This window comes from Serratia sp. T13T92, from assembly GCF_047530105.1.
Classification (GTDB): domain Bacteria; phylum Pseudomonadota; class Gammaproteobacteria; order Enterobacterales; family Enterobacteriaceae; genus Chania; species Chania fonticola.
In genome coordinates this window covers 46,328-71,728 of the sequence record NZ_JBLJAK010000003.1, presented here as the reverse complement: position 1 = coordinate 71,728, position 25,401 = coordinate 46,328, and the positions used below count along the sequence as shown (strand labels likewise).

Below are 25,401 nucleotides of genomic sequence, written 5' to 3'. Positions count from 1 at the left end.
AGCAACCTGCACTTTATTGCTTAATAGGCTGACACTCTCTTCTACAGGGAGAGGGAGCTGATAGCCTCTGCTCTGTTGGAAGTAGAAAGACAATCTCGGCAAACTCGATCCCCCTCATCCAATGAGTCACTACAATTTCAAATCCACTCGATCGGTCCCCTCTCCCTGTGGGAGAGGGTTAGGGTGAGGGGCCTGATGCTCTTCATCAGACACCTTTTTTTCGACCGCAAAAGGATCGATGCCGCGCAGTTGCAGGCGGCGGAAGCGGATAATGTTGAAACCGTTCATCAGCAGGAAACTGCCTTCAATCAGCGAACCCCCGATCGAACCAAGCCAGATGTTGTGGGTAACCCAGCAGGCCGTTGAACACCACATTACACAGCGGGTGGTCAAACCCCGGGTGCGGAACAACGCCCAGGTGCTGACGGTCGTACCGCAGATCGGGAGTATTTCGATCCAGTGGTGAAAACGGGATAAACCGATGATGAGCGTGAGGGAGATAAAGATCCACATTACCCATAGGCTGCGAGTCTTCATCGAGACCAGGTTGCGGCAGGCGCTGAGCAGTGCGCTACTCCCTGCAGCATTAGCCCCCATCAGGAGAAAGTGGATGCCGATAATCAGGCTGTAACCCGACAGCTGCAGTTTGAAACGCTGGTCATCGCGATTAAAAAAGCTGGTGATGCCTACCAAAAAAGCCAGCACGCCAACGGACTGCGCAAACCAATAAAACGTCATTAGGGAGATCCTGGGGCGGAAGTAGCAAGGCGTTTAAAACAAAACGCCGTTTTATGCTACTCCCGCTGGCTAGGCTTTACAACGTGACACCGCTTTTAAAGATCGCCAACTCGCGGAAATCATTCACTTCATTACGCGCCGGAGCGCCATCGGCAATGTCCACGATCAGATCGACAAACTGCTCCAGCATCTGCGCCATCGGCAAGCCGTGGATCAGGCGGCCTGCATCAAAATCGATCCAATGCGGTTTCTTCGCCGCCAGTTCCGAGTTGGTCGCCAGCTTCACCGTTGGCACAAAGCCACCGTAAGGCGTCCCCCGCCCGGTGCTGAACAGCACCATATGGCACCCTGCTCCCGCCAGCGCGCTGGTAGCGACCGCATCATTGCCCGGCGCACTCAGCAGGTTTAGCCCCGGCAGACGCAGGCGCTCACCGTATTTCAACACGTCTACTACCTGGCTCTGCCCGGCTTTTTGAGTACATCCCAAAGATTTCTCTTCTAACGTGGTGATGCCCCCAGCCTTGTTGCCCGGTGAAGGGTTCTCGTAAATCGGTTGGTTGTGGGCAATAAAATACTGTTTGAAGTCGTTGACCATACTGACAGTTTTTTCAAAGGTGTCTTCATCGCGGCAGCGGCTCATCAGAATGCGCTCGGCACCAAACATTTCTGGCACTTCGGTCAGTACCGTGGTGCCGCCGTTAGCAATCACATAATCCGAGAAGCAGCCCAATAACGGGTTGGCCGTGATCCCCGATAAACCGTCCGATCCCCCGCATTCCAGGCCAAACTTCAGCTCGCTGAGCTTGCCCGGCTGGCGGCGATCGTCGCGCATAATCTGATATAGCGCATGCAAATGTGCCAATCCGTCGGCAACTTCATCATCCTGTTGCTGGCAAACCATAAAGCGCACGCGCTGCTCATCATATTCACCCAGCGTAGTGCGGAAGGCATCCACCTGGTTGTTCTCACAGCCCAGGCCAATCACCAGAACCGCACCAGCATTGGGGTGACGCACCATATTTTGCAGCATGGTGCGTGTATTTTCATGATCCTGGCCGAGCTGCGAGCAGCCGAAGGGGTGGCTAAAAAGATGTACGCCGTCGATCCCCTCTGCTTCCCCGGTTTCCTTCAAAAAACGTTGCAGGATCTGACGTGCGATGCCGTTCACACAGCCCACGGTCGGGATGATCCACAGTTCGTTGCGGATCCCTACCTCACCGTTGCTGCGGCGGTAAATCTGTACCTCACGATCTGCCGCCTGCGCCGGTAAGGTCTGGAACTCCGGTTGATACTGATAGCTGTCGAGATCGCTCAGGTTGGTTTTGGCATTTTGCGAATGAATATGTTCGCCCGCAGCGATGGCCACCAGCGCATGCCCGATCGGCAAGCCGTACTTGACGATCATCTCACCGGCAGCGATCGGCTCAAGAGCAAACTTGTGCCCCCGAGCAACGTCTTGCGCCAGTGCGATCGCCTGCCCTTCCCAGACAGGCTGGTCACCAGCCGCCAAATCACATAGTGCGACCGCCACATTATCTTTTGCATGGATCTTTATGATGCTTTGCATAAACCAACCTCGAGCTGTAACTACGCTAATTCGATAGCAAAATAGTGTTTGGCATTGTCGAAGCAGATGTTTTTCACCATCTCACCCAGCAACGTAATGTCCGCCGGTGCTTCGCCATCTTCCACCCAGCGGCCAATCATCTGGCACAGGATGCGGCGGAAGTATTCGTGACGCGTGTAGGAAAGGAAGCTGCGGCTGTCGGTCAGCATGCCCACAAAGCGGCTAAGTAGCCCAAGCTGTGCCAACTGCGTCATCTGGCGCTGCATACCGTCTTTCTGATCGTTAAACCACCAGCCTGAACCAAACTGGATCTTGCCCGGCGTACCTTCACCCTGGAAGTTGCCGACCATGGTGCCGATCACTTCGTTATCCCGTGGGTTCAGGCAGTAAAGAATGGTTTTCGGCAGCGCCCCCTGCTTGGCTTGAGCATCCAGCAGGCGGGACAGTGATTCGGCTACCGGCTGATCGTTAATGGAGTCGAAGCCAATGTCCGGGCCGATAGTCTTGAACATCCGGCTATTGTTATTACGCAGCGCACCGATGTGGTATTGCTGCACCCACTCGCGGCGCTGATATTCAGCAGCCAGGAACAGCAGGACGGCGGTCTTGAACTGGGCAATCTGCTGCTGCGTTGGCAGCTCTCCGCTGAGGCGCTGAGCCAGGATCTTGTCTAACGTGGCCTCATCGGCCTCTCCGTACATCACCACGTCTAACGCGTGATCGGAAACCTTACAACCGTGAGCGGCAAAGTGATCCAGACGTTTTTTCAGCGCATCACACAAATCGCTGAAGCGGCTGATGGAGGTGTCTGCGGCGGCTTCCAGCTGTTGCATATAGTCATTAAACCCAGCGGCTTCAATATTGAAGGCCTTGTCTGGGCGCCAGCTTGGCAATACTTTGATATCGAAGCTGCTGTCATCAGCGATGGCTTGATGGTGGCGCAGATCGTCGATCGGATCGTCGGTGGTGCCCACCATTTTCACCTTCATCTGTTTCATGATGCCGCGAGCGCTGAAAGCCTCCTGCGACAGCAGTTCATTACCGCGCTGCCAGATTTCATCTGCGGTAGTCGGGGAGAGCAGCTTGCCGGTGATGCCAAACGGACGGCGCAGTTCCAGGTGCGTCCAGTGATACAGGGGGTTGCCAATGGTATGCGGCACCGTTGCCGCCCAGGCATCAAATTTTTCCCGGTCAGAGGCATCGCCGGTACACAGGCGTTCAGCCACGCCGTTGGTGCGCATCGCACGCCACTTATAGTGATCGCCCTTCAGCCAGATATCGTACATGTTTTTAAAACGAGTGTTTTCGGCAATTTGTTGCGGTGGCAGATGGCAGTGATAGTCGAAAATAGGCTGATCCGCTGCATAGTCGTGATACAGGCGGCGGGCAAATTCACTGTCTAACAAGAAATCATCGCTCAAAAACGTGGCCATATGGGTTCCTCACCTTTTTCCTGGCTAGCCTTGCTGTCAACTTTTGGAAAGTTATCACACCAATTCATCATGGAGTCTAGCTAAATTTCACCTTGGTTAACCCATCATCACGGCTTCCAAGCGCCTATCCAGACGACTCCCATTAAACCAATGCCTTATGATGACCAGCATTATCACTTAAAAAAATAATGGTTTTTGTGATATCACTCAACTTTTAAATCTGTATGACAAGTTATCTTCTCGCCACCCTGCTACTGGTTTATAACCACGGTTCAATGGCAACGCGCAGGACGGCGTCGGTAAGCGGAATACCGACAACCAGATGAAAAGGAATCACCACCATGACCGCCACAGGCTTGCCGGTGGCCGAAATTTTTAGACTGGGAGAGATTTGGGATGCGTAAAATTAAAGGCTTACGCTGGTATATGATCGGCCTGGTGACTATCGGCACCGTGCTCGGTTATCTGACCCGCAATGCGATGTCCGTCGCAGCCCCCTCGCTGGAAGGTTCACTGGGGATCACGACCCAACAGTATTCCTATATTGTTGCCGCCTATTCAGCCTGCTATACCCTGATGCAGCCCGTTGCAGGCTATATCCTCGACGTGCTCGGCACTAAAATCGGCTATGCGATGTTTGCCATCCTGTGGGCCATCTTCTGTATGGGCACCGCGCTGGCCAACAGCTGGGTCGGTCTGGCTATGGCCCGTGGTGCGGTCGGTATGGCCGAAGCGGCGATGATCCCTGCCGGGTTGAAAGCCAGTAGCGAATGGTTCCCGGCCAAAGAGCGCTCCATCGCGGTGGGTTACTTTAACGTCGGATCCTCGGTGGGCGCGATGCTCGCTCCCCCTTTGGTGGTCTGGGCGATTGTGGCGCACAGCTGGGAAATGGCGTTTATCATTACCGGTGTCCTGAGCCTGATCTGGGCCATCTGCTGGCTGATCTTCTATAAGCACCCGAAAGACCAGAAGAAACTCAGTTCCGAAGAACGCAGCTACATTCTGGATGGTCAGGAAGCGCACCACCAGACCAGCAATGCCAAGAAGATGTCCGCCTGGCAGATCCTGCGTAACCGCCAGTTCTGGGGCATCGCGCTGCCGCGTTTTCTGGCTGAACCCGCCTGGGGGACCTTCAACGCCTGGATCCCGCTGTTCATGTTCAAGGCTTACGGCTTCAACCTGAAAGAAATTGCCATGTTCGCCTGGATGCCAATGCTGTTCGCCGATTTCGGCTGCATCCTGGGTGGCTATCTGCCGCCATTCTTCCAAAAACATTTCGGCGTCAACCTGATCGTCTCACGCAAACTGGTGGTCACCCTGGGCGCCGTGTTGATGATTGGCCCAGGCATGATCGGCTTGTTCACCAGCCCTTATGTCGCCATTGCCTTACTGTGCATCGGGGGCTTTGCCCACCAGGCACTGTCCGGTGCGCTGATCACCCTGTCGTCGGACGTCTTTGGCCGCAACGAAGTCGCTACCGCCAACGGGCTGACAGGTATGGCTGCATGGACGGCGAGCACCATGTTCGCTCTGGTGGTCGGCGCATTGGCTGACACCATGGGCTTCAGCCCGCTGTTCGCCGCCCTGTCGGTGTTCGATATCCTGGCCGCCATCGTGATCTGGACCGTGCTACAAAACAAGCCGGTTTCCGAACTGGAACAGGAACGATTACAAACGGCAGATGCCAGCAGCTAACCCCCACAGCCCGGCCTTTGTGCCGGGTTTTTCGCATCTGACTCGCTAGCAGCTACAACGGATAAGTGGTATAACAGGTCCTATGGCATCACGCCCTTCTACCACCGAGTATTCACTATGGAATTCACTGAAACCAGACGCCTTTATCAGCAATTGGCCGCCGAGCTAAAACGGCGCATTGAGGGCGGGGTCTACCCGGTCGGTGAGAAACTGCCAGCCGAGCGTTATATCGCAGAAGAGATGAACGTTAGCCGCACCGTGGTGCGTGAGGCGATCATCATGCTGGAGGTGGAAGGTTACGTCGAAGTGCGCAAAGGCTCGGGCATCCATGTGATCTCCAACCAGCAGAAGCACCTCGTGGTTCCGGGCGAAAGCCTCGAATTCGCTACCTCTGGGCCTTTTGAACTGCTACAGGCGCGCCAGTTGATCGAAAGTAACATCGCCGAGTTCGCCGCCACCCAGGTGACCAAACAGGATATCGTCCAACTGATGGAGATCCAGGAGCAGGCGCGCAAAGAGGATCGCTTCCGCGATTCGCAATGGGATCTCAAATTCCACGTTCAGGTCGCGCTGGCGACCCAGAATACCGCCATGGCCACCATAGTGGAAAAAATGTGGGCTCAGCGTGTCAGCAACCCTTACTGGATCAAACTGCACGAACATATCGATGAGCGCTCCATTGCCAGCTGGTGCGACGATCACGATGAGATCCTTAAGGCGCTGATACGTAAAGATCCTCACGGTGCCAAACTGGCCATGTGGCAACATCTGGAAAACACCAAGCAGATGCTGTTCAATGCCACCACCGACGATTTCGAATACAACGCCGATCGCTACCTGTTTGCCGAGAATCCGGTGATCCATTTGGATAATATGGCCACCACCACCAAATAGGGTTTTGGCGTCAAGAAATCGCACCGAATGTCAGGTATTGTAAAAACGGCTGAATCGATCCCGGTACAGCCGCCCACTGCGCGATATTTCCCCAGCGACCACGTAGATTTCCCTGTTGCCAATCGTGCTATTTTGGTAGAGTTAGCCCACTTTTTTATCGACTGACTTTGGGGTGGAACGCGAATACATGCGCTGGTTGTTTGCCATGCTTATTGCTCTTTCCTGCTGGACCGGTTCGGTCTCCGGCCCAAAGCTCTATGCAGCACAAACCGCAGCCTTAGCTTCCGCGTTAAGTGCTCAGGCATTATTTGATGAGCATGTGGTTTCCCCCTACGATCAGGATTACCGTCCGCACAGTGAACTCCGCCGCAAGCCCCTCAGCAAACTACTGCTGTCTTTGCCCCGGATGCATTCCTACCCCAGCTCGTTGCAGGCCCCGACCCAGTCGGTTCCGACCTATACTTTAGCAACAGATCTGGGCTACCGCCTGAGGCCTCAGCGGCAGGCAGATAACCCAGCCCCTAACCGGTTGCGGCAGGTCAATTGGACGCTGAACTTCCCGCAGCAGCAAAGCAGGCTCGGGGGTTGGAAAGAGAGCAATATACTTTACCGTGGCTCGCTAACGTATCACTCATGATCCGGTGTCGCCCCAAAAGAACCAAAGAATAAAGCAACACCGTTCATCATCTTCAGCAGCCAGGGCCCTCCGCGAGCTTACCGCCCCCCAGCCGCTGAACGAAAATAACAATGACGTTTTTAGGAACACCGGATGGATATCATTAAGCAACTGTTGGATGCCTTATGGCAGCAAGACTTTGAAACGCTGGCCAATCCCTCGTTGGTCTGGACGCTGTACGTCTTGCTGTTTATGATTTTATTTCTGGAAAATGGCCTGCTGCCCGCCGCCTTCCTGCCGGGTGATAGCCTGCTGATCCTGGTCGGCGTCCTGGTCGCCAAAGGCACCATGAATTTCCCGGTGACCATTCTTATCCTGACCACCGCAGCCAGCCTGGGATGCTGGGTTAGCTACATACAAGGCCGATGGCTAGGCAATACGCCTACGGTACAGGGCTGGCTAGCTCATCTACCGGCCCATTATCATCAGCGTGCCCACCAGTTATTCCACCGCCATGGCCTGTCGGCCCTGCTGGTTGGCCGTTTCCTGGCTTTCGTCCGTACGCTGTTACCTACCATTGCCGGGTTGTCCGGTTTGAGCAACGCACGCTTCCAGTTCTTTAACTGGATGAGTGGCCTGCTGTGGGTTCTGATCCTGGTATCGGTCGGTTTTGCCCTCGGGAAAACCCCGATGTTCCGCAAGTATGAAGACCAGTTGATGTTCGGCCTGATGATGCTGCCACTGGTGCTACTGGTCGCCGGGCTGGTCGGTTCGCTAGTGGTACTGTGGCGCAAAAAGCGCGCCGACCGTGCAGGCAAAGACGCGTGATAGCCAAACGCCCACGCTGGCAATACGCGCTGATGCTTTTATTACCATTGCTGGCATTGGCCGCCGTGCTGGCGCCTTACATCTTGCGTACGGAAAACGAACTGCGTATTCACGTGGTTCAGCAGGGCTTATCGTTGCCAGATGGTTTTTACGTCTATCAGCGCCTGGATGAACGCGGTATCCGCATCAAAAGCATTACGCCGGAGGGCGATGGCCTGGTGATCCGCCTGGATTCCCCTGAACAGCAGTTGCTGGCCCGTGAAGCCCTGGAAAACATCCTGCCCCCCGGTTATTCCATTGCCCTGAACGAGTCTCCTATCCCCAGCCGCTGGGTGCGTAAATTTGCACGTGCGCCACTTAATCTGGGATAATCCCTTTCTCATTTAAGGGATTATCTTAGCTGTCGTTACATCCGGCTAATCGGGCGCAGCATGCAGCGCCCCTACATTTGGGGTTCTACGCAATTTGTGACTATGCTGATTGTCTGCATGGGTCAGCCGCGTAGGCCACCTGTCGTACTGCCCCTTGGGCAGCAGGAAACCGGGAGCATCCTCGTGATCTCCCAGCATTAAGGAATTGAAATCATGAAATTACGCCACACATTGTTACTGGCCATCCCCCTGTTCACTTTTTCTGCGCTTTCACAGGCAGCGGTCGAGACTTGTGCCAGCAAAGCCCAGGAGATCCAGACCCAGATCGATTATGCCACTAAGCACGGCAACAGCCACCGCGTGGCAGGCCTGCAGAAAGCCCTGAGCGAAGTACAAACCCACTGCACCGAAGCCGGTTTACAAGCCGATCGCCAGAAGAAGATTGCTGATAAGCAGGAGAAAGTGGCCGAGCGTGAGCAGGAGCTGAAAGAGGCTCAGGAAACCGGCAAGGCAGATAAAATCGCCAACAAGCAGAGAAAGCTGGCAGAAGCCCAGGCAGAGCTGAAAGCCGCGCAGGCCGAATAATTTTTATATTAGCGGATTTATCGATAAGAGCCCCATCTGGCGGGATTTTACCAACCAATAATGACATTGGTTAGTGATATCCACCGGGGATAAGCCCTTTGCTTAAGTGAATAAATCCGCTATGTTAAAAGTCTGTCGAAGTTAATGTTAAGGAGTTATCGAAATGGCACATGATTCACATGCAGAAAATTTACGCGCTGAACTGAAGTCCCTGGCCGATACGCTGGAAGAAGTGCTGAACTCTTCCACCGATAAACCTAAAGCTGAACTGGACAAACTGCGCTCCAAAGCAGAAGGCGCACTGAAAGAAACCCGTGCCCGTCTGAGCGATGCCAGTGACAAACTGGCCCACCAAACCAAGCAGATGGCTGGCCAGGCTGATGATTACGTGCGTGAAAACCCGTGGACCGGTATCGGTATCGGCGCCGCGGTTGGCGTGGTGTTAGGCGTTCTGCTCGCGCGCCGCTGATTATGGCAGAGCAGCCGCAAACGCGCGCTCAGGGCCCCGGTAAAGGGGTCCTGGATATCGCCCAACGGATTGTCACCATTATGGTCGGCATGGTGGAAACTCGGGTGCGTCTGGCCGTTATCGAGCTGGAAGAGGAGAAAGCCAACCTCATCCAGTTGCTGATGATGGCGGGGCTTACCCTGCTGTTTACCGCCTTCGGCCTGATGAGCCTGTTAATCCTCATCTTCTGGGCTATCGACCCCGCTTATCGCCTGATGGCGTTGGGTACGACAACCGCCGTTCTGCTGTTCCTGGCCGTTGTGGGGCTTGTCTGGACGCTGTCCAAGGCTCGCCGTTCGACACTGTTAGGGGCAACACGTCAGCAATTGGAACTCGACCGTGCTGAACTGGAGGAGAAACATGAATCGCCGCCAGTACCGTGAACGCAGAAAAGAGCAACTCATCCGGCAGATCCAGCAACAACGTCTGGATCTGGCCGCCAACAAAAGCCAGTGGCTGCAAAAGACCGAATCCTTTGATCGCAGCTGGCAGACCCTATATGGTCTGCGTAAATATATGGCTATTGGCTCCAGTGTGATTGCGCTGTACGGCATCCGCCATCCTAGCAAGTTGATCCGCTGGTCACGGCGGGCGCTCAGCGTCTGGGGCACCGTTCGCCTGATCCGTAACGCCCTTCCTAAAAAATAACCGCGCTGCCACAGGTTCAATTATCCCGTTGGTAATCCCTCCCCTCTGCGTGGTTTCTATCCAAAAATCCAACGTAACATGCTAACGTATTGATTTAAAAATTCTTTTATCTCATGGCAGATATTCAGATTTTTTGAAAAATTACGACAGTTTTACTTGCTAACAACCCGCAGCGTTCCCGTCTAACATTCACTCCATCAACCGGACATGGCAGCTACAAGGCCCCCTGGCGGTACCAATGCCAAGATTGGCAAGCAACAACACTTTTTGGAGTTAATGATGAAAAAATTAGAAGATGCAGGTTTGCTGGTTGCTCGTATTCTGATGCCAATCCTGTTTATCGTTGCAGGTTACGGCAAAATGGGTGATGCCTATGCCGGCACCCAACAATACATGCAGTCGATGGGCGTACCTGGCTTCTTGCTGCCACTGACCATCCTGCTGGAGTTCGGCGGTGGCCTGGCAATCCTGTTCGGCTTCCTGACCCGTACCGTGGCACTGTTCACTGCCGGTTTCACCATCCTGACCGCGCTGCTGTTCCACACCAACTTTGCCGACGGCGTGAACCAGCTGATGTTTATGAAAAACCTGACCATTGCCGGTGGCTTCATCGTGCTGGCGGTTGCAGGCCCTGGCGGCTTCAGCATTGACCGCATTTTGAACAAAAAGTGGTAAGCTTATAATATCGCCAAAAGGCTCGGCTCTTCATGCCGGGCCTTTTGACTTTCACTCTCGGATATTTTGGAGGATCTCATGGGACAACTCGTTGATGGCGTTTGGCAAGACACCTGGTATGACACCAAATCCACCGGGGGCCGTTTCAAGCGTTCAACCTCTCAGTTTCGCAATTGGGTCACCCCTGATGGCGCAGCGGGAGAGCATGGCAAAGCGGGTTTTAAAGCCGAGCAAGATCGCTACCATCTGTATGTTTCCCTGGCTTGCCCTTGGGCACACCGTACCCTGCTGATGCGCAAGCTGAAGGGGCTGGAGCAAACCATCCCGGTTTCCGTGGTGCATCCGCTGATGTTGGAAAACGGCTGGACCTTCGGCCAGGATTTCCCGGCAGCAACCGGCGATGCGCTGTATCACTCCGATTTTCTTTACCAGCTCTATCTACGGGCCGATCCGCAGTACAGCGGCCGCGTTACCGTGCCAGTGCTGTGGGATAAACAGCAACAGACCATCGTCAGCAATGAGTCTGCCGATATTATCCGCATGTTCAACAGCGCTTTCGACGCCGTCGGCGCTCGGGCTGGAGATTACTACCCGGCAGAACTGCGTGAAAAGATCGATTCACTCAACGACTGGATTTACGACTCGGTAAACAACGGAGTGTACAAGGCCGGTTTTGCTACCAGCCAGGATGCCTATGACGAGGCGGTGAACGGCGTGTTTGCCTCTTTGGAGCGGCTGGAGCAGATCCTCGGCCAGCACCGTTATCTGACCGGTGATCGACTCACCGAGGCCGATCTGCGCCTGTGGACCACGCTGATCCGTTTCGATCCGGTCTACGTCACTCACTTCAAATGTGACCAGCGCCGCATCAGCGACTATCTCAACCTGTACGGCTTCCTGCGCGATATCTACCAGATGCCAGGGATTGCCGAAACGGTCGATATGGCGCATATCCGCAACCACTATTATCGCAGCCATGCCACCATCAATCCGCATGGGATCATTTCGATCGGCCCCGCGCAGGATCTGGATGAACCCCACGGGCGCGATGTGCGCTTTGGTTGATAGGTAGGGCGAGAAAATAGCGTGCTGTCTGTTATTCCGTCGTCGCAAATCCCCCCTCACCCCAGCCCTCTCCCCAAAAAGGAGAGGGAGCTGCCCGGAGTGCGTAATTAGCCCGTACAACTTCGGAAAATAGGGAGTAGGCAGGATAAAACGCAGAGCAATTAGCGAACTCGATCGGTCCCCTCTCCCTGTGGGAGAGGGTTAGGGTGAGGGGCCTTATAAAATGCGAGAATGCGAAGAAGTTACTGATTCTCCTCGCGTGCAAACAGGCGTGGGATCTCACGCAGGAACCAGGATTTAGCCTCGCCCATGCTGTCGCGCCGCCAGGCCATGATAATGTCCGCCTCACGGCTATATTCCGGCCCCACCACGCGTAAACGCCCCTGCTCGATATCCTTCTCCACCATCTGATATGGCATGGTGGCAACCCCCAGCCCAGCCAGCAAGGCGCGGCGCTTATCTTCGATGGTACTCACCGTCAGGCGCTGCTGTTTATCCAGCAATTGCACCGTCAGCACTGGCCGCTCCCGCGCGGTATCTGCAACCGCAATACCACGGTATTTCACCCGCGTCAGCTCCGACAGCGGCTCCGGCTCCAGGTGGATCGGATGTTCCGGTGCGGCAACGTACACGCTCATCACCTTATACAGCTTGCGGGTGTTGATTTCAGAAGAGGCGCGAAAGTGCATATCCGGCGCAATAACGATATCGGCCCGCCCTTGCTCCAGCCGCTCCCATGCCCCGGCCAACACTTCGGTAAAGATCGAAACCTGGGTATTGGCCTTCAGCGCCAACTTATCAACCAAGGGGAACAGCTTGTAGGCAGGGGATAGCGCTTCACTGACGATGGTGAGATGAGTTTCCCACCCCCGCGCCAATGCCTCTGCATCGGTCGTCAGCTTGTCCGCCGCCTCGAGCAGTACGCGGCCACGCTCAAGCAGCATACGCCCAACGTTGGTAAATTTGGTGCGATGCCCAGAGCGGTCAAACAGCACCACATCCAGTTCTTCTTCCAATTTTTGCATGGTGTAGCTGAGTGCCGAAGGCACTCGCCCCAGCTCATCGGCGGCGGCGGCAAAGCTGCCACGGCGGTCGATCGCATCCATAACCCTAAGCGCTTCAAGCGTTAACGCCCGATCTCTGGCCATCGAAACTCTCTATCAGGAAATTTGAATATACCGACCAGATTAACTGGCTAACAATCCGCCGTCCAGATGCTTACCATCAAGAGATTGAATTTAGAGAGCCGATTGCCATGATCACATGCAGAACAGCACAACAATGCGGGCAAGCTGACTTTGGTTGGCTGCAGGCTCGTTATACCTTTTCCTTTGGCCACTACTTCGATCCCAAACTGATGGGCTATGCGTCGCTGCGGGTACTGAATCAAGAGGTATTAGCACCGGGTGCCGCCTTCCAGCCACGCACCTATCCCAACGTAGATATACTGAATCTGATCCTGCAGGGTGAAGCCGAATACCGGGACAGCGACGGCAATACCGTACGCGCAGCGGCAGGAGAGGCGTTATTGCTGGCTACGCAGCCGGGGCTTAGCTATAGCGAACAGAACGTCAGCAGCAGCACGCCACTGACCCGGATGCAACTGTGGCTGGATGCCTGCCCAGAGCGCAGTAACGAGCGTGTGCAGCGTTTGAGCCTGCCAGATCAGCCCTATACGCTACTGGCCTCACCGGATGGTGCTCAAGGCAGCCTGCAACTGCGCCAACAGGTCTGGATACATCATTTGAACTTACCGGCGGGAGCACAGCAGACGCTTACTCTGCATGGGCCACGTGCCTACCTGCAATCGATCCACGGTACCGTTGAGGTCAATGGCGACCATCACCAGAGCCAGCGCCTGACCTGTGGCGACGGCGCGTTTATCCGCGAGGAAAACCGCCTAACCATCCAGGCCGAAGCGCCGCTACGTGCACTGCTGATTGATTTGCCAGTGTAGGATATAGATAAAGAAAAACCCCGCGCGACTCTCGTCACGCGGGTTATCTATATGGCCAGTAAACCCACTAGTCAAACCCAACAGCTGACTCCCGCAGCATACACATGGGGTTAATAGCTCATGTGTATCTCTGACCGCATGCCATAATTTCTATAGATTTATTAATATTCAATGCCATAACAATTACCCGACTAAACATCAAAAGATAATGTTGCTACCGTCGGTTTGGCTTTCTTCTGTATTACGCATAAATCAACAGTACCGCCAGGCGATCCCAGACTGGTGGCATCATGCATACTAGTCTTTCTCAAATATCCTGCTATCAACCCGTCACTTTCCACTTTGAAAACACACCTTATAGTTTTGAGACTCAAGGTATCAAAGCCCTTATTGAACCCGATGACTTACCCTTCAAATTGAGAAAATCGATATAGAGGTGATGTGATTGCACAAAAGCCGTGCCTACAACATGTGACGCACTCGTGTTCATCACACACAGATGGTATTGCTTATTATTGATGACTATCTATAATAAAGTTTTGATACGTATCATTGGACACAATTGGCATGAGTAAATGTTATACTATAAATGATAATATTTCATTTCACCCTGAAAGTGCTACCCTCTCATCTTCGTTGAGTGGTGCTCGCATTAAAATCAACGTACCAACAGCACAATTACTCGAGGCATTTGTCAATCGTGTTGGTTTGATAATATCTCAAAGTGATTTGTATTCAATTGCTTGGGGTGATAATGGTGTCAATGTCACACCAAATACCTTGTATCAAAATATTTCATTGCTGCGTAAAGCATTACAAGATATAGGGTTATCTGGGGACACGATCACGACGGTAAGAGGCAAAGGATTTATCTTTACGGTCACCAAAGTTGCAGAGTGCGAAGTCGATATTGACCCTGAAGATGAAGTTAATGACGTTATTAGTGAAAATATTGCCCCTCATCGCCAAGATGAAAACTTAACAACCCAAAGTAAATATAAAAAACATAATATTGTGTTACTGGTCACCTCTATGTTTATTTTATTTGGGATTGTTATTTATTTTATTAACAAAAGCATTCCTAAAAGAATAATGGATTATCCTAAAAACTTCACATTTTTATCAAAATTTGATGAATGTAGTATATTTACCAGCACTGAATTACATAACTTGGGAAGTCAAGAGAAAATCAACGCTTTTCTAAGTACACAATCATTAGAGTGTAAAACGTACCCTTATATTTACTTAAACTACACATCAAGGCACCCTACAATATCAGTCATTTCTTGTGAGCATGAAGTCAATTATAGCAAGAAAAATAATTGTAAAACTGAAATATTCGTCAATCATGGTGGTTTAAATGAAATTAAACACTAAATATACACTCCCGATTCTCATCGCTGTCATCATGATTGTTTCAGCTATCGCTTATGCTTATTTTTTAGTGGATGACAACAATAAAAAACTTAATTGCCACGGCGTTCATTATACGTATAGTAAAGATTTCAACATTAAGTCTAATGTTGAGATTAATTTTTATAGTAAAAATGGTTATATGATTATCAATGGCGTTGTTACTAATAATAACACCCCTTATCAATTAACCCGTAAGATATTATTTGATATCTCCGATATTGATAGTAAAACGGTTTTGACTTTTACTGCAATTGAGATTAGTCTTTCAGATGAAGTGAGCCGAACAGCTCTTGAGAAAATGCTACCTAGTTTTATGTCTCAGGTTGGTAGTAATATCTTAATTTCCATTTATCGAGTTAACGATAATAATTATATTATTGAATCTAATGATGTGGCGAGTTTTCTTTGCAATAAGGATTAGTTTATTGAGAGTTCTACTTAAGCGGTGGCATAGACGTTCCTATTTAAAACAGAGAGAATTTAACTGTTTTATTCGATTCTATGCCATAGTTTTCCTCTAAGGTTATCTGAATATTAATCAAATCTTAATTAGATAACCCTACGTTAAAATCCCCCCCATCCGAACTCCGTATGAGTTGTGACTTGCCTATACTAAAATCATATAATTATCTTTAATTACAACCAGATATAGAACTTGATCGCCGCTTTGGCATGGGCCTCTCTCTATGAATTCATTAACTACTCTTTTATTAAGACTTTATAATTTATACTATTTTTTAACTTATGCTTTACTTGCTACTCTAATTTATCAGCTCGCATATTGATGAAAACAAGAAACAACTATTTTTAAGTAAAGTCTGGGCAATAAGCTTAAAACAATAAGGTTTTTATTTAATGAAAGACACCGCCTTTGCAAATAAATTTTACTTTATATTAAAAATAATACTCTCTATTGCTTTTGTCTCTTCAGCTTTATTTTTACTATTGAAATTTAGGGTTGATAAAAGTGATATTATTATTTGCAATGCGAACATGGCCATTCATAGAGAAGAACTGGGGTTAATGACAGAACTGACGCTCGAGTTTTCAATAAATGATAAAAATGGCATTGTCTATATTGATGGCATTGTTTATAAAAACAATGAAAGAATAGGCACGGTAAGCCGAAGAACATTTTTTGATGTGACTACGATTAATGATGATGTTTTATTAACATCAAAGAAAAACTGGGTGACTGAAACCAATGATGTGGACGAATCCTTGTTTTTAGACCTGATGTTATCTCGATTTTATTTAGTTGATGATTACCCTATGGTTTTTTTCTTCGCTAAGAATCGTAATGGAAGTTATTACATCTCAACCAAAACAATGCCCTATGTATACTGCTCTAATTTTTTAAAAGATGAGTAGAACTAATACTTTTAGTAATAGATATCTATCTGCACATTGAGAGTTTCATTGCTGGTCACTTTTCCTCATATTTTCTCCATTCATACTTAGACATCTATCAACTTTATTCCCACGCTTTTGGATAAGACGATTATGTGCAAGCAACTGGCTTCAAAAACTAGCCTCCGCAGGAGAACTTAGAGGACATGCTTCAAACATTTTCAGGCTAAAATTCTACATTTCTCTTTTTAAATGACACACTTATTAATGATGATAAATCCTTTTAAATCAATTTGTTAAAACAAGATTTCGTTAAAGAAAAACCTGAAGAGTCTTAACTAAACCTTAATGAGACTAAATCATTAAGTTTATCGCTCCCTCTAGGGCACACTCAAAATCCTTAATCAACGAGTTACTGGAGAAATAAAACCATGCGTACAACACTTTTAACTTTGTCACCAGCCGCTTTGTTACTATTAGCCTCAACTGGAACGGCCCTTGCAGCTGGTTCTTCGAGTAATGCCATGATCACGATAGAAGCTAACATCGTCACTGCGACCTGTGATGTTTCCGTGACCGATCGATTGAACCTGGGTAACCATAGAAAAGATGTTTTCACCGTCGCTAATAGTTTTATTGATACGACCGCACAAAGTTTTGATGTGAGAATTTCGAATTGTGAGGAGCCGTTAGCGGAGGGTGATACCGCGAGTTTGCGCATTGCGGGTTCGACATTAAGTGGTGGCGACAACAATATCTTTAACACCAATAATAGATCCAATATCGGGGTCATGGTCAAACATAATGGCACCATCTTGCAAAGTGGAGACCACATTCCTGTCGGAACTGCGGGTAGCACGCCAGCAATTGGCGACTTTGAAAAGTCGATTCCTTTAAGCGTCGCGTTGGCAACAAATAATATCTCAGCCATCGCAAATGAAAATATTAGTGTACCTATCACATTTAGCTTTATTTATAACTAACCATTTCTGATGGCAGGTGACGATAACTCCCTGCCATCAGGCAAGAGGAGTTTGAACCATGAGATTTTTATTTCGCACACTGTCTTTGCTATTTGTTGGTATGGCGGCGAATCAAACCGTACAAGCCGGCGGATTTGGTATTAGTAACACTCGACTCATTTACCCAGAGGGAGCGCCAAGTGTGTCACTCACTTTGCGCAATACGCAATCGGACTCTCCTTATTTAGTGCATGCCACCGTCAGTGCTGCTATTGATGGGAAAGGAGCTGCACCTTTTCTGGTTAGCCCTCCACTGTTTCGCCTGGAACCCAATAGTAGCAACCAGATTCGGATTTCTGCTAATGGTGGAGTTTTACCTAGTGACCGTGAGTCGGTTTTCTATATTAATGCACGGGCGATACCAAGTAGCACTGCTGGAACAGAAGATGACCAACAGCAGAAAGTGGGTGGTGAAGTAAAACTGGGCGTGGCGAATGTTATCAAGCTGTTTTATCGCCCTTCAGGGTTAACCCCGTCCGTCACCGATGCGCATAAGAACCTACAAATTACCTTGGTGAAAGAGGGATTACAGGTTTATAACGTCTCACCCTATTTTATTAACTTTGCCGGCATCCGTTTTGGCGGAGAGGCGCTGTCTTTGGCAAGCCCTGGAGCCAATATGATTGCCCCTTTCAGTAGCCACATCTTTGCGACCAAAGTCAAACAAGGGGGGGTCGACTGGCGGGTAATTAACGACCTTGGAGGTATCGATGCCTTTACTAAAATGGTGCCGTAACGCGAGCCTTCTCATCTGTGTTGTCAGTATACAGGGACAAGCGGCTGAAACAGTGGATTTCCGCGCAACCATTGTTCCTGGAACTTGCGAAATCAAGCTAGATAAAGAGATTTTGCAGTTGGGAAGCATCCAGGCAAATTCGTTGTCATCAGGAGCCGTGGCTGCATCCGATACTTTCTCTCTGGCAGTACAAAATTGTAGCGGGACGGGAGCCAGTAACCAAAAACCCGTAATCCAAGTCAGTGGGAATGGTGATGACAATAATGGTAAATGGCTGTTTCGTGATGCTGACTCAGAGGCCCAAGGGGTTGGAGTACTGCTAACTCAAAACACGACTACCGTTCGCGCTGATGACAAGCTGCAATTTCAAGGAATAGTTCCGCCAGCCGCAGGTGCCACTATGGCATTTTCCGCAGGGGTAGCTTGTATTGACTCTGGGGGATGTCATCCCACAGCCGGTAAACTCGTTGCTCGAGTGACCTTTAATTTTCTTTACGATTAAGAGCTCATTATGATCAAAGCCCTGTGTTTCCGAGACTTGCAAATTATCAGCGGCTTACTCCTTAGCCTCTGGGGAAATATCGCTTTTGCTGATGATGGCGGAATAAGCCTTGGGCAAACGCGGGTCATATTTAATGAAGCCGATCGGGCGCGTACTGTCATGATTAAGAATGGCGGAGACAAAACTTATTTAATTCAGTCTCTGGTACAACTGGGCTCAGATAATCAACAGGCTGCTCCATTTATCGTGACGCCACCATTATTTCGCTTGGAGCCTAATAGCCGCAACTCACTACGTATTATGCGCCAGAATGAAAGGCAATTATCGCAGCAGCATGAATCGGTGTTTTATTTATCGGTTCTGGCGATCCCAGCTCAAACCGCCGAGTTTACGGAGCAGGCTCAGCTCTCAATGGGAATTCGCTTTCTTATTAAGCTGTTCTATCGCCCAGAGGGTTTGAGTATGACCCCAGAAGAGGCTTACTGCAAATTACAGTTTACCCAAGTCGCTAATGGTGTACGTGTTGAGAACCCTACACCCTATTTTTTAACGCTGGGTCAATTGAATATTAATCACCGTGCAATCAGCTTCGAGCAGCAATCGGCAATGATTGCACCTCATAGCAATCAAATTTTTCCAGTGACTGCACCGTTGGCTCTGGCTGACTGGCGAATGATTACCGATTACGGGATACTTTCGCCAAAATGCGAATATTCACCACCATAATTTTTGGAGAGTAAATGAAAATTTTCTTGACTCGCCTACCATTAATCATGGCAGGAGGCTTACTGATGCTGAACAGTTTATCGGTGAGCGCCAATCAGGCTGAATCCAAAGGTATTTCATTTTATGTGATGCGGGTTATTTACCCGGAGAAAGCCAGTCAAGGGGTGGCATTAACCGTCTATAACAAAAGCGATCAGCCTTTTTTAATGCAATCTTGGATCCGCGCTATGGATCCGCAAACTGGCGGTGTTGTACCGCAGGGTAAAGTCGCTACCCCTGTGCCTTTTATTGTCACTCCGCCACTACAACGGCTAGAGCCTAATAGTGATTTAACCTTGCGTATTCGCCGCACGGGAGGGGAGTTACCGCAGGATAGGGAGTCTATCTTTTATATTGCCACTAAGGCGATACCGTCAAAACCTGAGAATACGTCGAAAAACGGCGGCCAATTAACGTTAGCTGTCGTCAGCAACCTTAAACTATTTTATCGCCCGTCCGGTCTGCCGGACAGTGGAGTAGCTGGTGCAGCCCCACAATTACGCTTCCATCTGGAGGGTAATACGCTGGTTGCTGAGAACCCAACGCCGTTTTGGTTGACATTCTCCCGGTTAAAAGTCGGTAACTACTTGTTTGATAAGTCGGCTATGCGCCTGATGGTCCCCCCCAAAGGGCAGCAACGTTATAACTTGCCTGCGGGTACCAAGGGGCCAGTTGAGTGGCAATTGCTCGATGAAACTGCATGGGATACGCCACTAGAGCAACAAAAATCACTGACTGGCTTATCTCGGCAATGAGAGCCAGTTTATCGATGAACTACTTTAACTGCTGGTAAATCCTATGTTTTTAATTCCAATGCAGCGTATTGGCAAAACATAAACACCAGGTTGAGCTGAATATCATGAAACTATACGTTGGAAGGGTAAAAATATCACCTATATTCACAGGTGCAATATTATTTACGTCTGTCTTGCCCGCTTGGGGCCGGGATTATTTTGATGCCGGGCTGCTAATGCTTGATCAAGAACAGTCGGCAAAAGTAGATCTGACTCAATTTGAAACTACCGGTCAGGTGCCCGAAGGGGACTATCTGGTGACGATATTTGTTAACCAAACTGAGCGCGGCGAACAAAATATCACTTTCAAAAAAGGCGCAGGGGGCAAGGTTGAGCCATCCCTCACGCCAGAGCTATTGAATGAGTTAGGTGTGAACACTACTGCACTGGCGACTTTCTCAAATTTGCCATTGGATCAACCAGTGGAGGATTTGCCTGCCTTAATCCCTCATGCGCAGGTGCAATTTTCGCTGGCCAAGCTGCGGCTGGATCTGAGTATCCCCCAAGTTGCTATGCAGCCTAATAGTAGCAATCAGGTGGATCCCTCATTGTGGAATCAAGGTATTCCGGCATTTTTGCTTAATTACAATTTGAACGGCAGCCGTAGCCGACGTTCTTCCCAATCCGATCTGGGAACATCAGAGCAAACAAACTTCTTTGCCAATTTACGCGCGGGGTTGAACTTTGATGCCTGGCGTTTACGCAGCCTTATTACCCATAGCCGGAACACGACCAATGGTGATAATCGTGCGGGTGAAAGTACACAAGACACCCAGTTTATCAATACCTACCTACAGCGGGATATCCAGCCTTGGCACTCGGAAATATTGGCCGGTGAAAGCAGCAGCGGAGGGGATATTTTTGACAGTGTTCCGTTTCGTGGCGTCAAACTGAATTCAACCGAGGAGATGTTGCCCAATAACCTGCGAGGCTTTGCACCGGTTATCTCCGGTATTGCGCAGAGTAATGCCAGGGTAACAGTAAGCCAGAATGGCAACATATTTTATCAAACCTATGTTGCCCCAGGTCCATTTACGCTCACGGACCTGGGGCAAAGTGGTTCTTCTGGTGATTTGACGGTAACGATAACCGAAGCTGATGGCTCGGTTCGCACCCAGACGGTTGCCTATTCAACACTACCGGTAATGTTACGCCCAGGTGCCTTCAAGTATGAGCTGACCGGTGGCAAATATAATGGCAGCACTACGGTTGGCTCGCAGGAATCAACCTTTGGGCTAGGCACTCTGGTTTATGGCCTGCCCTATAACCTCACTCTGTATGGCGGCGGGCTGGTCGCAGATGATTACTTCTCAGGCGTAGTGGGGAGCGGGCTGTCGTTAGGGAGTTTTGGGGCTCTGTCTGCGGATGTGACTCACTCGAACGCAAAACTCAAGGACATGGATGACCGGCAGCGGGGAGAATCCTATCGGTTGCGCTATGCCAAGAATATTGCCAGTACCGGCACATCCATAGATGTCGCGACGATGCGTTACTCGACCCGTGACTATTACAGTTTTTCAGATGTGAACAACAATGGCTACCAACTACGTGACGATCAACTTCCCTGGTCACAAGACCGTAAGCGTAATAGTTACCAACTGCGGTTATCGCAGAATATGGGTGACTTAGGATCGCTCTACCTCTCTGGGATGCGGGATAACTTTTGGGACAACGGCAAGGTCAACAACAACCTGACTGCAGGTTATACCAATAGCTACCGAGGGGTGTCTTACGGTGTCAATTACAGCATTGACCGCATTAAAGGTGACAATAGCTGGCCGGAGAACAGACAGTTATCGATGAACGTTCAAGTACCCTTAAGTTTATTCAGTGGCTCATCACTGGCTGACCGCAGCTTTGCCAGTTATCAGATGACCAATAACAATCAAGGCAGCGTTCAGCATCAGGCAGGTATCAACGGGACCGCCATGGATGACCGCCTTTCTTACGGTGTGACACAAGGCTGGTCTAACGACGGCAGCAGTGACATGGGATCGGTGAATACCGGTTATCGTGGCAGCAAGGGCATCGCGAATATGGGATATAGCTATGGTAGTGGCTATAGCGCAGTGAATATGAATGCCAGCGGCGGGGTGGTGGCACATGCCAAAGGGGTTACATTGAGTCAACCTCTAGGTGATACCGTTGCCTTAGTGAGTGCGCCAGGCGCCGGGGGAAGTAAGGTGATGAGCGGTAATAATCGGGTGGACAGCCGTGGTTATGCGGTAGTGCCTTATCTCTCAAACTATCAGCGCAATAATATTAGTCTGGACCCATCAACCCTCCCAGAGAGCGTTGATATGACGCACTCAAGCCAAAATGTCTACCCGACTAAAGGCGCGGTAGTTAAGGCTAACTTTGCCACGCGCATCGGTTATCAGGCAGTGATCACGTTGAGTCACAGTGGCGGATTAATACCTTTCGGCGCCGTGGTTGCCGTTGAAGGGAGCGCGAGTGAAGAGCCACATACCAGTATTGTTGGCGATGCCGGGCAGGTCTATCTTAGCGGGCTGCCGGAAAGTGGTCGTCTACAGGTTAAATGGGGTAAGGATACGGGCCAGCAATGCAATGTAGCGTTCAATTTGGCGAACACGCCAGCCCCGTCGTCGGCTAACCCGATACGTCATTTGCCATTACGTTGTGGTGTTTAACATGTTAAGCACACAGAATTCACTCTATAGAGGGTTAAATACAGTGACAGATAAAATAAACGCCACTGGTTTTACGTGGTTACAAGTAGGGTTTTGTCTGCTGTCGTTGGGCGCTATTATGCCATCGCAGGCAGTCACAATTGATATTGGCAGTGGTAGTCGACAATGGTTTGGTCCAGCTATTAGTGCTGAGTTTACCGCACCACCGTTCAGCCAATTCCTTACTAATCTCGATCCAACTTACGCTTTTATCGGCATATCTAATTCGGTGAATTGTTACAATAATACCCAAATGACTGATATTAACGGAATACAAGCATTGAAAATTGCTCAAGGGGTTTTTGTGGTTCCGCGGACAACCTTCACTATCAGTTATAAGTTAGATAATGGAGCACAAGAAACCATGAGTGGAAGTCTTGGTGAACCGGAAACGAAGGGGATAATCAGTGGAAACGGAGCAAACTTTCTGGCTGCACAGGTTACAGATTCAGCCTGGTGTTTGACACCTAGGTCATCTCTTGTGAGCAATTTTTTCCAGGTAGGTAGCGAGCGTTCGGCCTCAGTGACAGGCGATTGGATCATTATCACCGACGGGACTCAACAAGATGGAATATACACTGTTCCTAGTATGTCTTTTAGGTCCAGAGTCATAGCACCGTCGAACAATGCGTCTGCCTATTTATCGAGCTTTCAGATTAAAGTGTCCACACGCCAATGTTCGATTAATATTAACAATTCGATCGACTTTGGCGAGGTAGAACATAATTCGACTATCAGGACTGAATTAGGACGAGTGAACGACAATCTGGAGGTGGGTTGCACACAAAGTAGCGTTAATCCTTCAGCGAATATTAACGTAAAATTTCAGTCCAACTCAGGTTTTTTCGACGGCGAAGCCACTCGGTTGCCCCTCAATGAGGGAGGTGGTTATATCACGGGTGAAATAACGGGAATAGCCGGCGTTGACAATGGAGCCTGCAATTCGACAGGAGGGCTGAAGTTTAATAGTGATCCTATAAGATTAGGTTCAATAGGTACAGGTGCAGGCAACGTGAGCTTTCCAAATGAACTAACCTGGCGGCTTTGTTCCGGGGGCAGTACATTACCGGTTGGCAACGTCAGCGCCTCTGCAACTGTCGATGTTATCTTTAATTGATGGACAAACAGTTTCAAGGAAGTGAACAACGGTTGGTGTATCCCAGGTGTCTATCACTGTGACGTGAAATACGCTTGGGACACACCAACCCACTGTTTTTAAAGAGGAGTGGAGTTGACCGGTAAGCCGGGTTCTGTCGTGGACAGTCATTCCTCTAGGCCAGCAATCGCTCACTGGCTCAAGCAGCCTACCCGGGTTCAGTACGGGCCGTACCATGTGAACCCCTATTTGGCCTTGCTCCGGGTGGAGTTTACCGTGCCACGGACTGTTGCCAGCCGCGCGGTGCGCTCTTACCGCACCCTTTCACCCTTACCTGATCCCGCTTGCGCGGGCCATCGGCGGTTTGCTCTCTGTTGCACTAGTCGTAGGCTTGCGCCTCCCAGGCGTTACCTGGCACCCTGCCCTATGGAGCCCGGACTTTCCTCCCCTCCATCTGTCTCCCCCGAAGAGGACGGCAATGAAGCGGCGACTGTCTGGTCAACTCCGGCGCGGATAGTAGCGTTGCTGCGCCAGCAGGTCAACCGCTTTACTGTTCTTGCTGCTCCAGCGCATGTTTATACAGCGCATTTTTCTTCACGCCGTGGATCTCCGCCGTTAGCGCTGCTGCTTTTTTCAGCGGCAGCTCCTTTTGCAGCAGAGCCAGGGTACGCAGCGCTTCGAGCGGCAAATCGTCTTCCTGTGCCTTGTGGCCTTCCACAATCAGCACCATCTCCCCGCGGCGGCGCATCTCATCTTCCAGCACCCATGCCAGCAGTTCCCCCACTGGAGCACCGTGGATAGATTCCCAGGTTTTGGTCAGTTCACGCGCCAGCACCACGTAGCGCTGTGGCCCCCACACCGTGACCATGTCCTGCAAACTTTCCAACAAACGGTGGGTAGATTCGTAGAAAATCAGCGTTCGCGGTTCCTCTGCCAGCGCCAGCAGGGTATCCTTACGGCCTTTGGTTTTGGCTGGCAGGAAGCCTTCGTAGCAGAAACGATCGGAAGCCACACCGGCGGCACACAACGCGGTAGTGGCAGCACAGGCGCCCGGCAGCGGCACGACGCGGATCCCCGCTTCGCGGCAACGGCGCACCAGGTGATAACCCGGATCGTTAATCAGTGGCGTGCCTGCGTCACTCACCAGTGCTATGCTTTGGCCTTCCTGCAGTTTTGCCAGCAGTTGGTCCGCCTTCTGCTGTTCGTTATGGTCGTGCAGCGCAAACAACCGCGCGCTAATAGCAAAGTGTTGCAGCAGCAACCCGGTATGGCGCGTATCTTCCGCCGCAATCAGATCGACGCTTTTCAGTACCTCTATGGCCCGATGAGTCATATCCCCCAGGTTACCGATGGGGGTGGGCACCACGTACAGTGTCGATGCAGAAATAGCTGATTGTTGGTGTTGATTCATTGTTTCATCCGGATTGCCGATTTAATATTGAGCATCTTG

General features: G+C 50.4%; 27 protein-coding genes and 1 other RNA gene. 22 read left to right on the top strand and 6 right to left on the bottom strand.

The window, feature by feature from the left end:
- Positions 1-129: 129 nt before the first annotated feature.
- The 3 genes from ACMV5I_RS05280 to uxaC form a co-directional block, all read right to left on the bottom strand.
- Positions 130-738, bottom strand: coding sequence for a YgjV family protein (locus ACMV5I_RS05280; protein WP_237735591.1), 609 nt, complete (start codon positions 736-738; stop codon positions 130-132).
- Positions 739-814: 76 nt separating this feature from the next.
- Entirely contained in the window at positions 815-2,305 is a 1,491-nt protein-coding gene (locus ACMV5I_RS05275) for a UxaA family hydrolase (RefSeq protein ID WP_261262682.1), read from the bottom strand.
- Positions 2,306-2,325: 20 nt separating this feature from the next.
- Positions 2,326-3,738: a glucuronate isomerase gene (gene uxaC / locus ACMV5I_RS05270; protein ID WP_414823799.1), complete on the bottom strand. Its 1,413-nt coding sequence runs from the start codon at positions 3,736-3,738 to the stop codon at positions 2,326-2,328.
- A 396-nt stretch (positions 3,739-4,134) separates the two neighbouring features.
- Here uxaC and ACMV5I_RS05265 point away from each other — a divergent pair, with 396 nt between their 5' ends.
- From ACMV5I_RS05265 to ACMV5I_RS05215, 11 genes are all read left to right on the top strand, one after another.
- Entirely contained in the window at positions 4,135-5,433 is a 1,299-nt protein-coding gene (locus ACMV5I_RS05265; protein ID WP_121607918.1) for an MFS transporter, read from the top strand.
- A gap of 117 nt (positions 5,434-5,550) precedes the next feature.
- Positions 5,551-6,327, top strand: coding sequence for a transcriptional regulator ExuR (exuR, locus tag ACMV5I_RS05260; RefSeq protein ID WP_024483091.1), 777 nt, complete (start codon positions 5,551-5,553; stop codon positions 6,325-6,327).
- A gap of 187 nt (positions 6,328-6,514) precedes the next feature.
- On the top strand, positions 6,515-6,964 hold the full coding sequence (locus ACMV5I_RS05255) for a hypothetical protein (RefSeq protein ID WP_121607919.1): 450 nt from the start codon (positions 6,515-6,517) through the stop codon (positions 6,962-6,964).
- 132 nt (positions 6,965-7,096) lie between these two features.
- On the top strand, positions 7,097-7,771 hold the full coding sequence (locus ACMV5I_RS05250) for a DedA family protein (RefSeq protein ID WP_021180653.1): 675 nt from the start codon (positions 7,097-7,099) through the stop codon (positions 7,769-7,771).
- Complete coding sequence (gene mzrA, locus ACMV5I_RS05245) at positions 7,771-8,142, top strand: EnvZ/OmpR regulon moderator MzrA (protein WP_121609042.1); 372 nt, start codon at positions 7,771-7,773, stop codon at positions 8,140-8,142. The genes ACMV5I_RS05250 and mzrA overlap by 1 nt, the downstream gene beginning before the upstream one ends.
- 213 nt (positions 8,143-8,355) lie before the next feature.
- The gene (locus ACMV5I_RS05240) at positions 8,356-8,727 is read left to right on the top strand and encodes a DUF1090 domain-containing protein (RefSeq protein ID WP_024483094.1); all 372 of its coding nucleotides are present in this window, start codon (positions 8,356-8,358) and stop codon (positions 8,725-8,727) included.
- Positions 8,728-8,890: 163 nt separating this feature from the next.
- Positions 8,891-9,196, top strand: coding sequence for a DUF883 family protein (locus ACMV5I_RS05235; protein WP_024483095.1), 306 nt, complete (start codon positions 8,891-8,893; stop codon positions 9,194-9,196).
- Positions 9,197-9,198: 2 nt separating this feature from the next.
- Positions 9,199-9,618 carry a phage holin family protein gene (locus ACMV5I_RS05230; RefSeq protein ID WP_021180657.1) on the top strand — a complete coding sequence of 140 codons (420 nt, stop codon included), beginning with the start codon at positions 9,199-9,201 and terminating at the stop codon, positions 9,616-9,618.
- A complete protein-coding gene (locus ACMV5I_RS05225; RefSeq protein ID WP_024483096.1) occupies positions 9,596-9,883 on the top strand; it encodes a YqjK-like family protein in 288 nt (95 codons plus the stop codon). The genes ACMV5I_RS05230 and ACMV5I_RS05225 overlap by 23 nt, the downstream gene beginning before the upstream one ends.
- Positions 9,884-10,162: 279 nt before the next feature.
- Positions 10,163-10,558 carry a DoxX family protein gene (locus ACMV5I_RS05220; RefSeq protein WP_202672031.1) on the top strand — a complete coding sequence of 132 codons (396 nt, stop codon included), beginning with the start codon at positions 10,163-10,165 and terminating at the stop codon, positions 10,556-10,558.
- Between the two features lie 78 nt (positions 10,559-10,636).
- Positions 10,637-11,623, top strand: coding sequence for a glutathione S-transferase family protein (locus ACMV5I_RS05215; protein WP_414823798.1), 987 nt, complete (start codon positions 10,637-10,639; stop codon positions 11,621-11,623).
- A gap of 242 nt (positions 11,624-11,865) precedes the next feature.
- Here the strand turns inward: ACMV5I_RS05215 and ACMV5I_RS05210 are convergent, their stop codons facing one another.
- Complete coding sequence (locus ACMV5I_RS05210) at positions 11,866-12,771, bottom strand: LysR family transcriptional regulator (RefSeq protein WP_021180661.1); 906 nt, start codon at positions 12,769-12,771, stop codon at positions 11,866-11,868.
- Between the two features lie 107 nt (positions 12,772-12,878).
- Here ACMV5I_RS05210 and ACMV5I_RS05205 point away from each other — a divergent pair, with 107 nt between their 5' ends.
- The 11 genes from ACMV5I_RS05205 to ACMV5I_RS05155 all read left to right on the top strand — a co-directional run bounded on the left by ACMV5I_RS05205 (position 12,879) and on the right by ACMV5I_RS05155 (position 23,972).
- On the top strand, positions 12,879-13,580 hold the full coding sequence (locus tag ACMV5I_RS05205) for a pirin family protein (protein WP_098929722.1): 702 nt from the start codon (positions 12,879-12,881) through the stop codon (positions 13,578-13,580).
- Positions 13,581-14,147: 567 nt separating this feature from the next.
- Positions 14,148-14,957, top strand: a complete 810-nt coding sequence (locus tag ACMV5I_RS05200) for a winged helix-turn-helix domain-containing protein (RefSeq protein ID WP_414823797.1) — start codon at positions 14,148-14,150, stop codon at positions 14,955-14,957.
- A complete protein-coding gene (locus ACMV5I_RS05195; RefSeq protein WP_414823796.1) occupies positions 14,941-15,417 on the top strand; it encodes a hypothetical protein in 477 nt (158 codons plus the stop codon). Before ACMV5I_RS05200 ends, ACMV5I_RS05195 begins: the two co-directional genes overlap by 17 nt.
- Positions 15,418-15,851: 434 nt before the next feature.
- The gene (locus ACMV5I_RS05190; protein ID WP_414823795.1) at positions 15,852-16,367 is read left to right on the top strand and encodes a hypothetical protein; all 516 of its coding nucleotides are present in this window, start codon (positions 15,852-15,854) and stop codon (positions 16,365-16,367) included.
- A 410-nt stretch (positions 16,368-16,777) separates the two neighbouring features.
- On the top strand, positions 16,778-17,329 hold the full coding sequence (locus tag ACMV5I_RS05185; RefSeq protein ID WP_024528168.1) for a fimbrial protein: 552 nt from the start codon (positions 16,778-16,780) through the stop codon (positions 17,327-17,329).
- 58 nt (positions 17,330-17,387) lie between these two features.
- On the top strand, positions 17,388-18,104 hold the full coding sequence (locus ACMV5I_RS05180; protein WP_414823794.1) for a molecular chaperone: 717 nt from the start codon (positions 17,388-17,390) through the stop codon (positions 18,102-18,104).
- Entirely contained in the window at positions 18,079-18,606 is a 528-nt protein-coding gene (locus ACMV5I_RS05175) for a fimbrial protein (protein ID WP_414823793.1), read from the top strand. Before ACMV5I_RS05180 ends, ACMV5I_RS05175 begins: the two co-directional genes overlap by 26 nt.
- Positions 18,607-18,615: 9 nt before the next feature.
- Entirely contained in the window at positions 18,616-19,332 is a 717-nt protein-coding gene (locus ACMV5I_RS05170) for a molecular chaperone (protein ID WP_414823792.1), read from the top strand.
- A 14-nt stretch (positions 19,333-19,346) separates the two neighbouring features.
- Positions 19,347-20,126, top strand: a complete 780-nt coding sequence (locus ACMV5I_RS05165; protein ID WP_414823791.1) for a molecular chaperone — start codon at positions 19,347-19,349, stop codon at positions 20,124-20,126.
- A gap of 104 nt (positions 20,127-20,230) precedes the next feature.
- Entirely contained in the window at positions 20,231-22,816 is a 2,586-nt protein-coding gene (locus ACMV5I_RS05160) for a fimbria/pilus outer membrane usher protein (protein ID WP_414823790.1), read from the top strand.
- Between the two features lies 1 nt (position 22,817).
- Positions 22,818-23,972, top strand: a complete 1,155-nt coding sequence (locus ACMV5I_RS05155; protein ID WP_414823789.1) for an adhesin — start codon at positions 22,818-22,820, stop codon at positions 23,970-23,972.
- A 106-nt stretch (positions 23,973-24,078) separates the two neighbouring features.
- Here the strand turns inward: ACMV5I_RS05155 and rnpB are convergent.
- Positions 24,079-24,457, bottom strand: an RNA gene (gene rnpB, locus ACMV5I_RS05150) — RNase P RNA component class A.
- A 41-nt stretch (positions 24,458-24,498) separates the two neighbouring features.
- Positions 24,499-25,362, bottom strand: a complete 864-nt coding sequence (gene rsmI, locus ACMV5I_RS05145; RefSeq protein ID WP_021180663.1) for a 16S rRNA (cytidine(1402)-2'-O)-methyltransferase — start codon at positions 25,360-25,362, stop codon at positions 24,499-24,501.
- Positions 25,363-25,401: the final 39 nt, after the last annotated feature.

Bases quoted from the DNA above. Each gene is read 5' to 3' on its own strand.
- ACMV5I_RS05185 (WP_024528168.1), top strand. From the start codon at position 16,778: ATGCGTACAACACTTTTAACTTTGTCACCAGCCGCTTTGTTACTATTA.
- exuR (WP_024483091.1), top strand. From the start codon at position 5,551: ATGGAATTCACTGAAACCAGACGCCTTTATCAGCAATTGGCCGCCGAG.
- ACMV5I_RS05235 (WP_024483095.1), top strand. From the start codon at position 8,891: ATGGCACATGATTCACATGCAGAAAATTTACGCGCTGAACTGAAGTCC.
- rsmI (WP_021180663.1), bottom strand. From the start codon at position 25,362: ATGAATCAACACCAACAATCAGCTATTTCTGCATCGACACTGTACGTG.
- ACMV5I_RS05265 (WP_121607918.1), top strand. From the start codon at position 4,135: ATGCGTAAAATTAAAGGCTTACGCTGGTATATGATCGGCCTGGTGACT.
- ACMV5I_RS05240 (WP_024483094.1), top strand. From the start codon at position 8,356: ATGAAATTACGCCACACATTGTTACTGGCCATCCCCCTGTTCACTTTT.
- ACMV5I_RS05255 (WP_121607919.1), top strand. From the start codon at position 6,515: ATGCGCTGGTTGTTTGCCATGCTTATTGCTCTTTCCTGCTGGACCGGT.
- ACMV5I_RS05190 (WP_414823795.1), top strand. From the start codon at position 15,852: ATGAAAGACACCGCCTTTGCAAATAAATTTTACTTTATATTAAAAATA.
- uxaC (WP_414823799.1), bottom strand. From the start codon at position 3,738: ATGGCCACGTTTTTGAGCGATGATTTCTTGTTAGACAGTGAATTTGCC.
- ACMV5I_RS05210 (WP_021180661.1), bottom strand. From the start codon at position 12,771: ATGGCCAGAGATCGGGCGTTAACGCTTGAAGCGCTTAGGGTTATGGAT.
- ACMV5I_RS05280 (WP_237735591.1), bottom strand. From the start codon at position 738: ATGACGTTTTATTGGTTTGCGCAGTCCGTTGGCGTGCTGGCTTTTTTG.
- ACMV5I_RS05200 (WP_414823797.1), top strand. From the start codon at position 14,148: ATGAGTAAATGTTATACTATAAATGATAATATTTCATTTCACCCTGAA.
- ACMV5I_RS05160 (WP_414823790.1), top strand. From the start codon at position 20,231: ATGAAACTATACGTTGGAAGGGTAAAAATATCACCTATATTCACAGGT.
- ACMV5I_RS05275 (WP_261262682.1), bottom strand. From the start codon at position 2,305: ATGCAAAGCATCATAAAGATCCATGCAAAAGATAATGTGGCGGTCGCA.
- ACMV5I_RS05175 (WP_414823793.1), top strand. From the start codon at position 18,079: ATGCCTTTACTAAAATGGTGCCGTAACGCGAGCCTTCTCATCTGTGTT.
- ACMV5I_RS05225 (WP_024483096.1), top strand. From the start codon at position 9,596: ATGAATCGCCGCCAGTACCGTGAACGCAGAAAAGAGCAACTCATCCGG.
- ACMV5I_RS05230 (WP_021180657.1), top strand. From the start codon at position 9,199: ATGGCAGAGCAGCCGCAAACGCGCGCTCAGGGCCCCGGTAAAGGGGTC.
- ACMV5I_RS05220 (WP_202672031.1), top strand. From the start codon at position 10,163: ATGAAAAAATTAGAAGATGCAGGTTTGCTGGTTGCTCGTATTCTGATG.
- ACMV5I_RS05205 (WP_098929722.1), top strand. From the start codon at position 12,879: ATGATCACATGCAGAACAGCACAACAATGCGGGCAAGCTGACTTTGGT.
- ACMV5I_RS05250 (WP_021180653.1), top strand. From the start codon at position 7,097: ATGGATATCATTAAGCAACTGTTGGATGCCTTATGGCAGCAAGACTTT.
- ACMV5I_RS05180 (WP_414823794.1), top strand. From the start codon at position 17,388: ATGAGATTTTTATTTCGCACACTGTCTTTGCTATTTGTTGGTATGGCG.
- ACMV5I_RS05215 (WP_414823798.1), top strand. From the start codon at position 10,637: ATGGGACAACTCGTTGATGGCGTTTGGCAAGACACCTGGTATGACACC.
- ACMV5I_RS05170 (WP_414823792.1), top strand. From the start codon at position 18,616: ATGATCAAAGCCCTGTGTTTCCGAGACTTGCAAATTATCAGCGGCTTA.
- ACMV5I_RS05165 (WP_414823791.1), top strand. From the start codon at position 19,347: ATGAAAATTTTCTTGACTCGCCTACCATTAATCATGGCAGGAGGCTTA.
- ACMV5I_RS05155 (WP_414823789.1), top strand. From the start codon at position 22,818: ATGTTAAGCACACAGAATTCACTCTATAGAGGGTTAAATACAGTGACA.
- ACMV5I_RS05195 (WP_414823796.1), top strand. From the start codon at position 14,941: ATGAAATTAAACACTAAATATACACTCCCGATTCTCATCGCTGTCATC.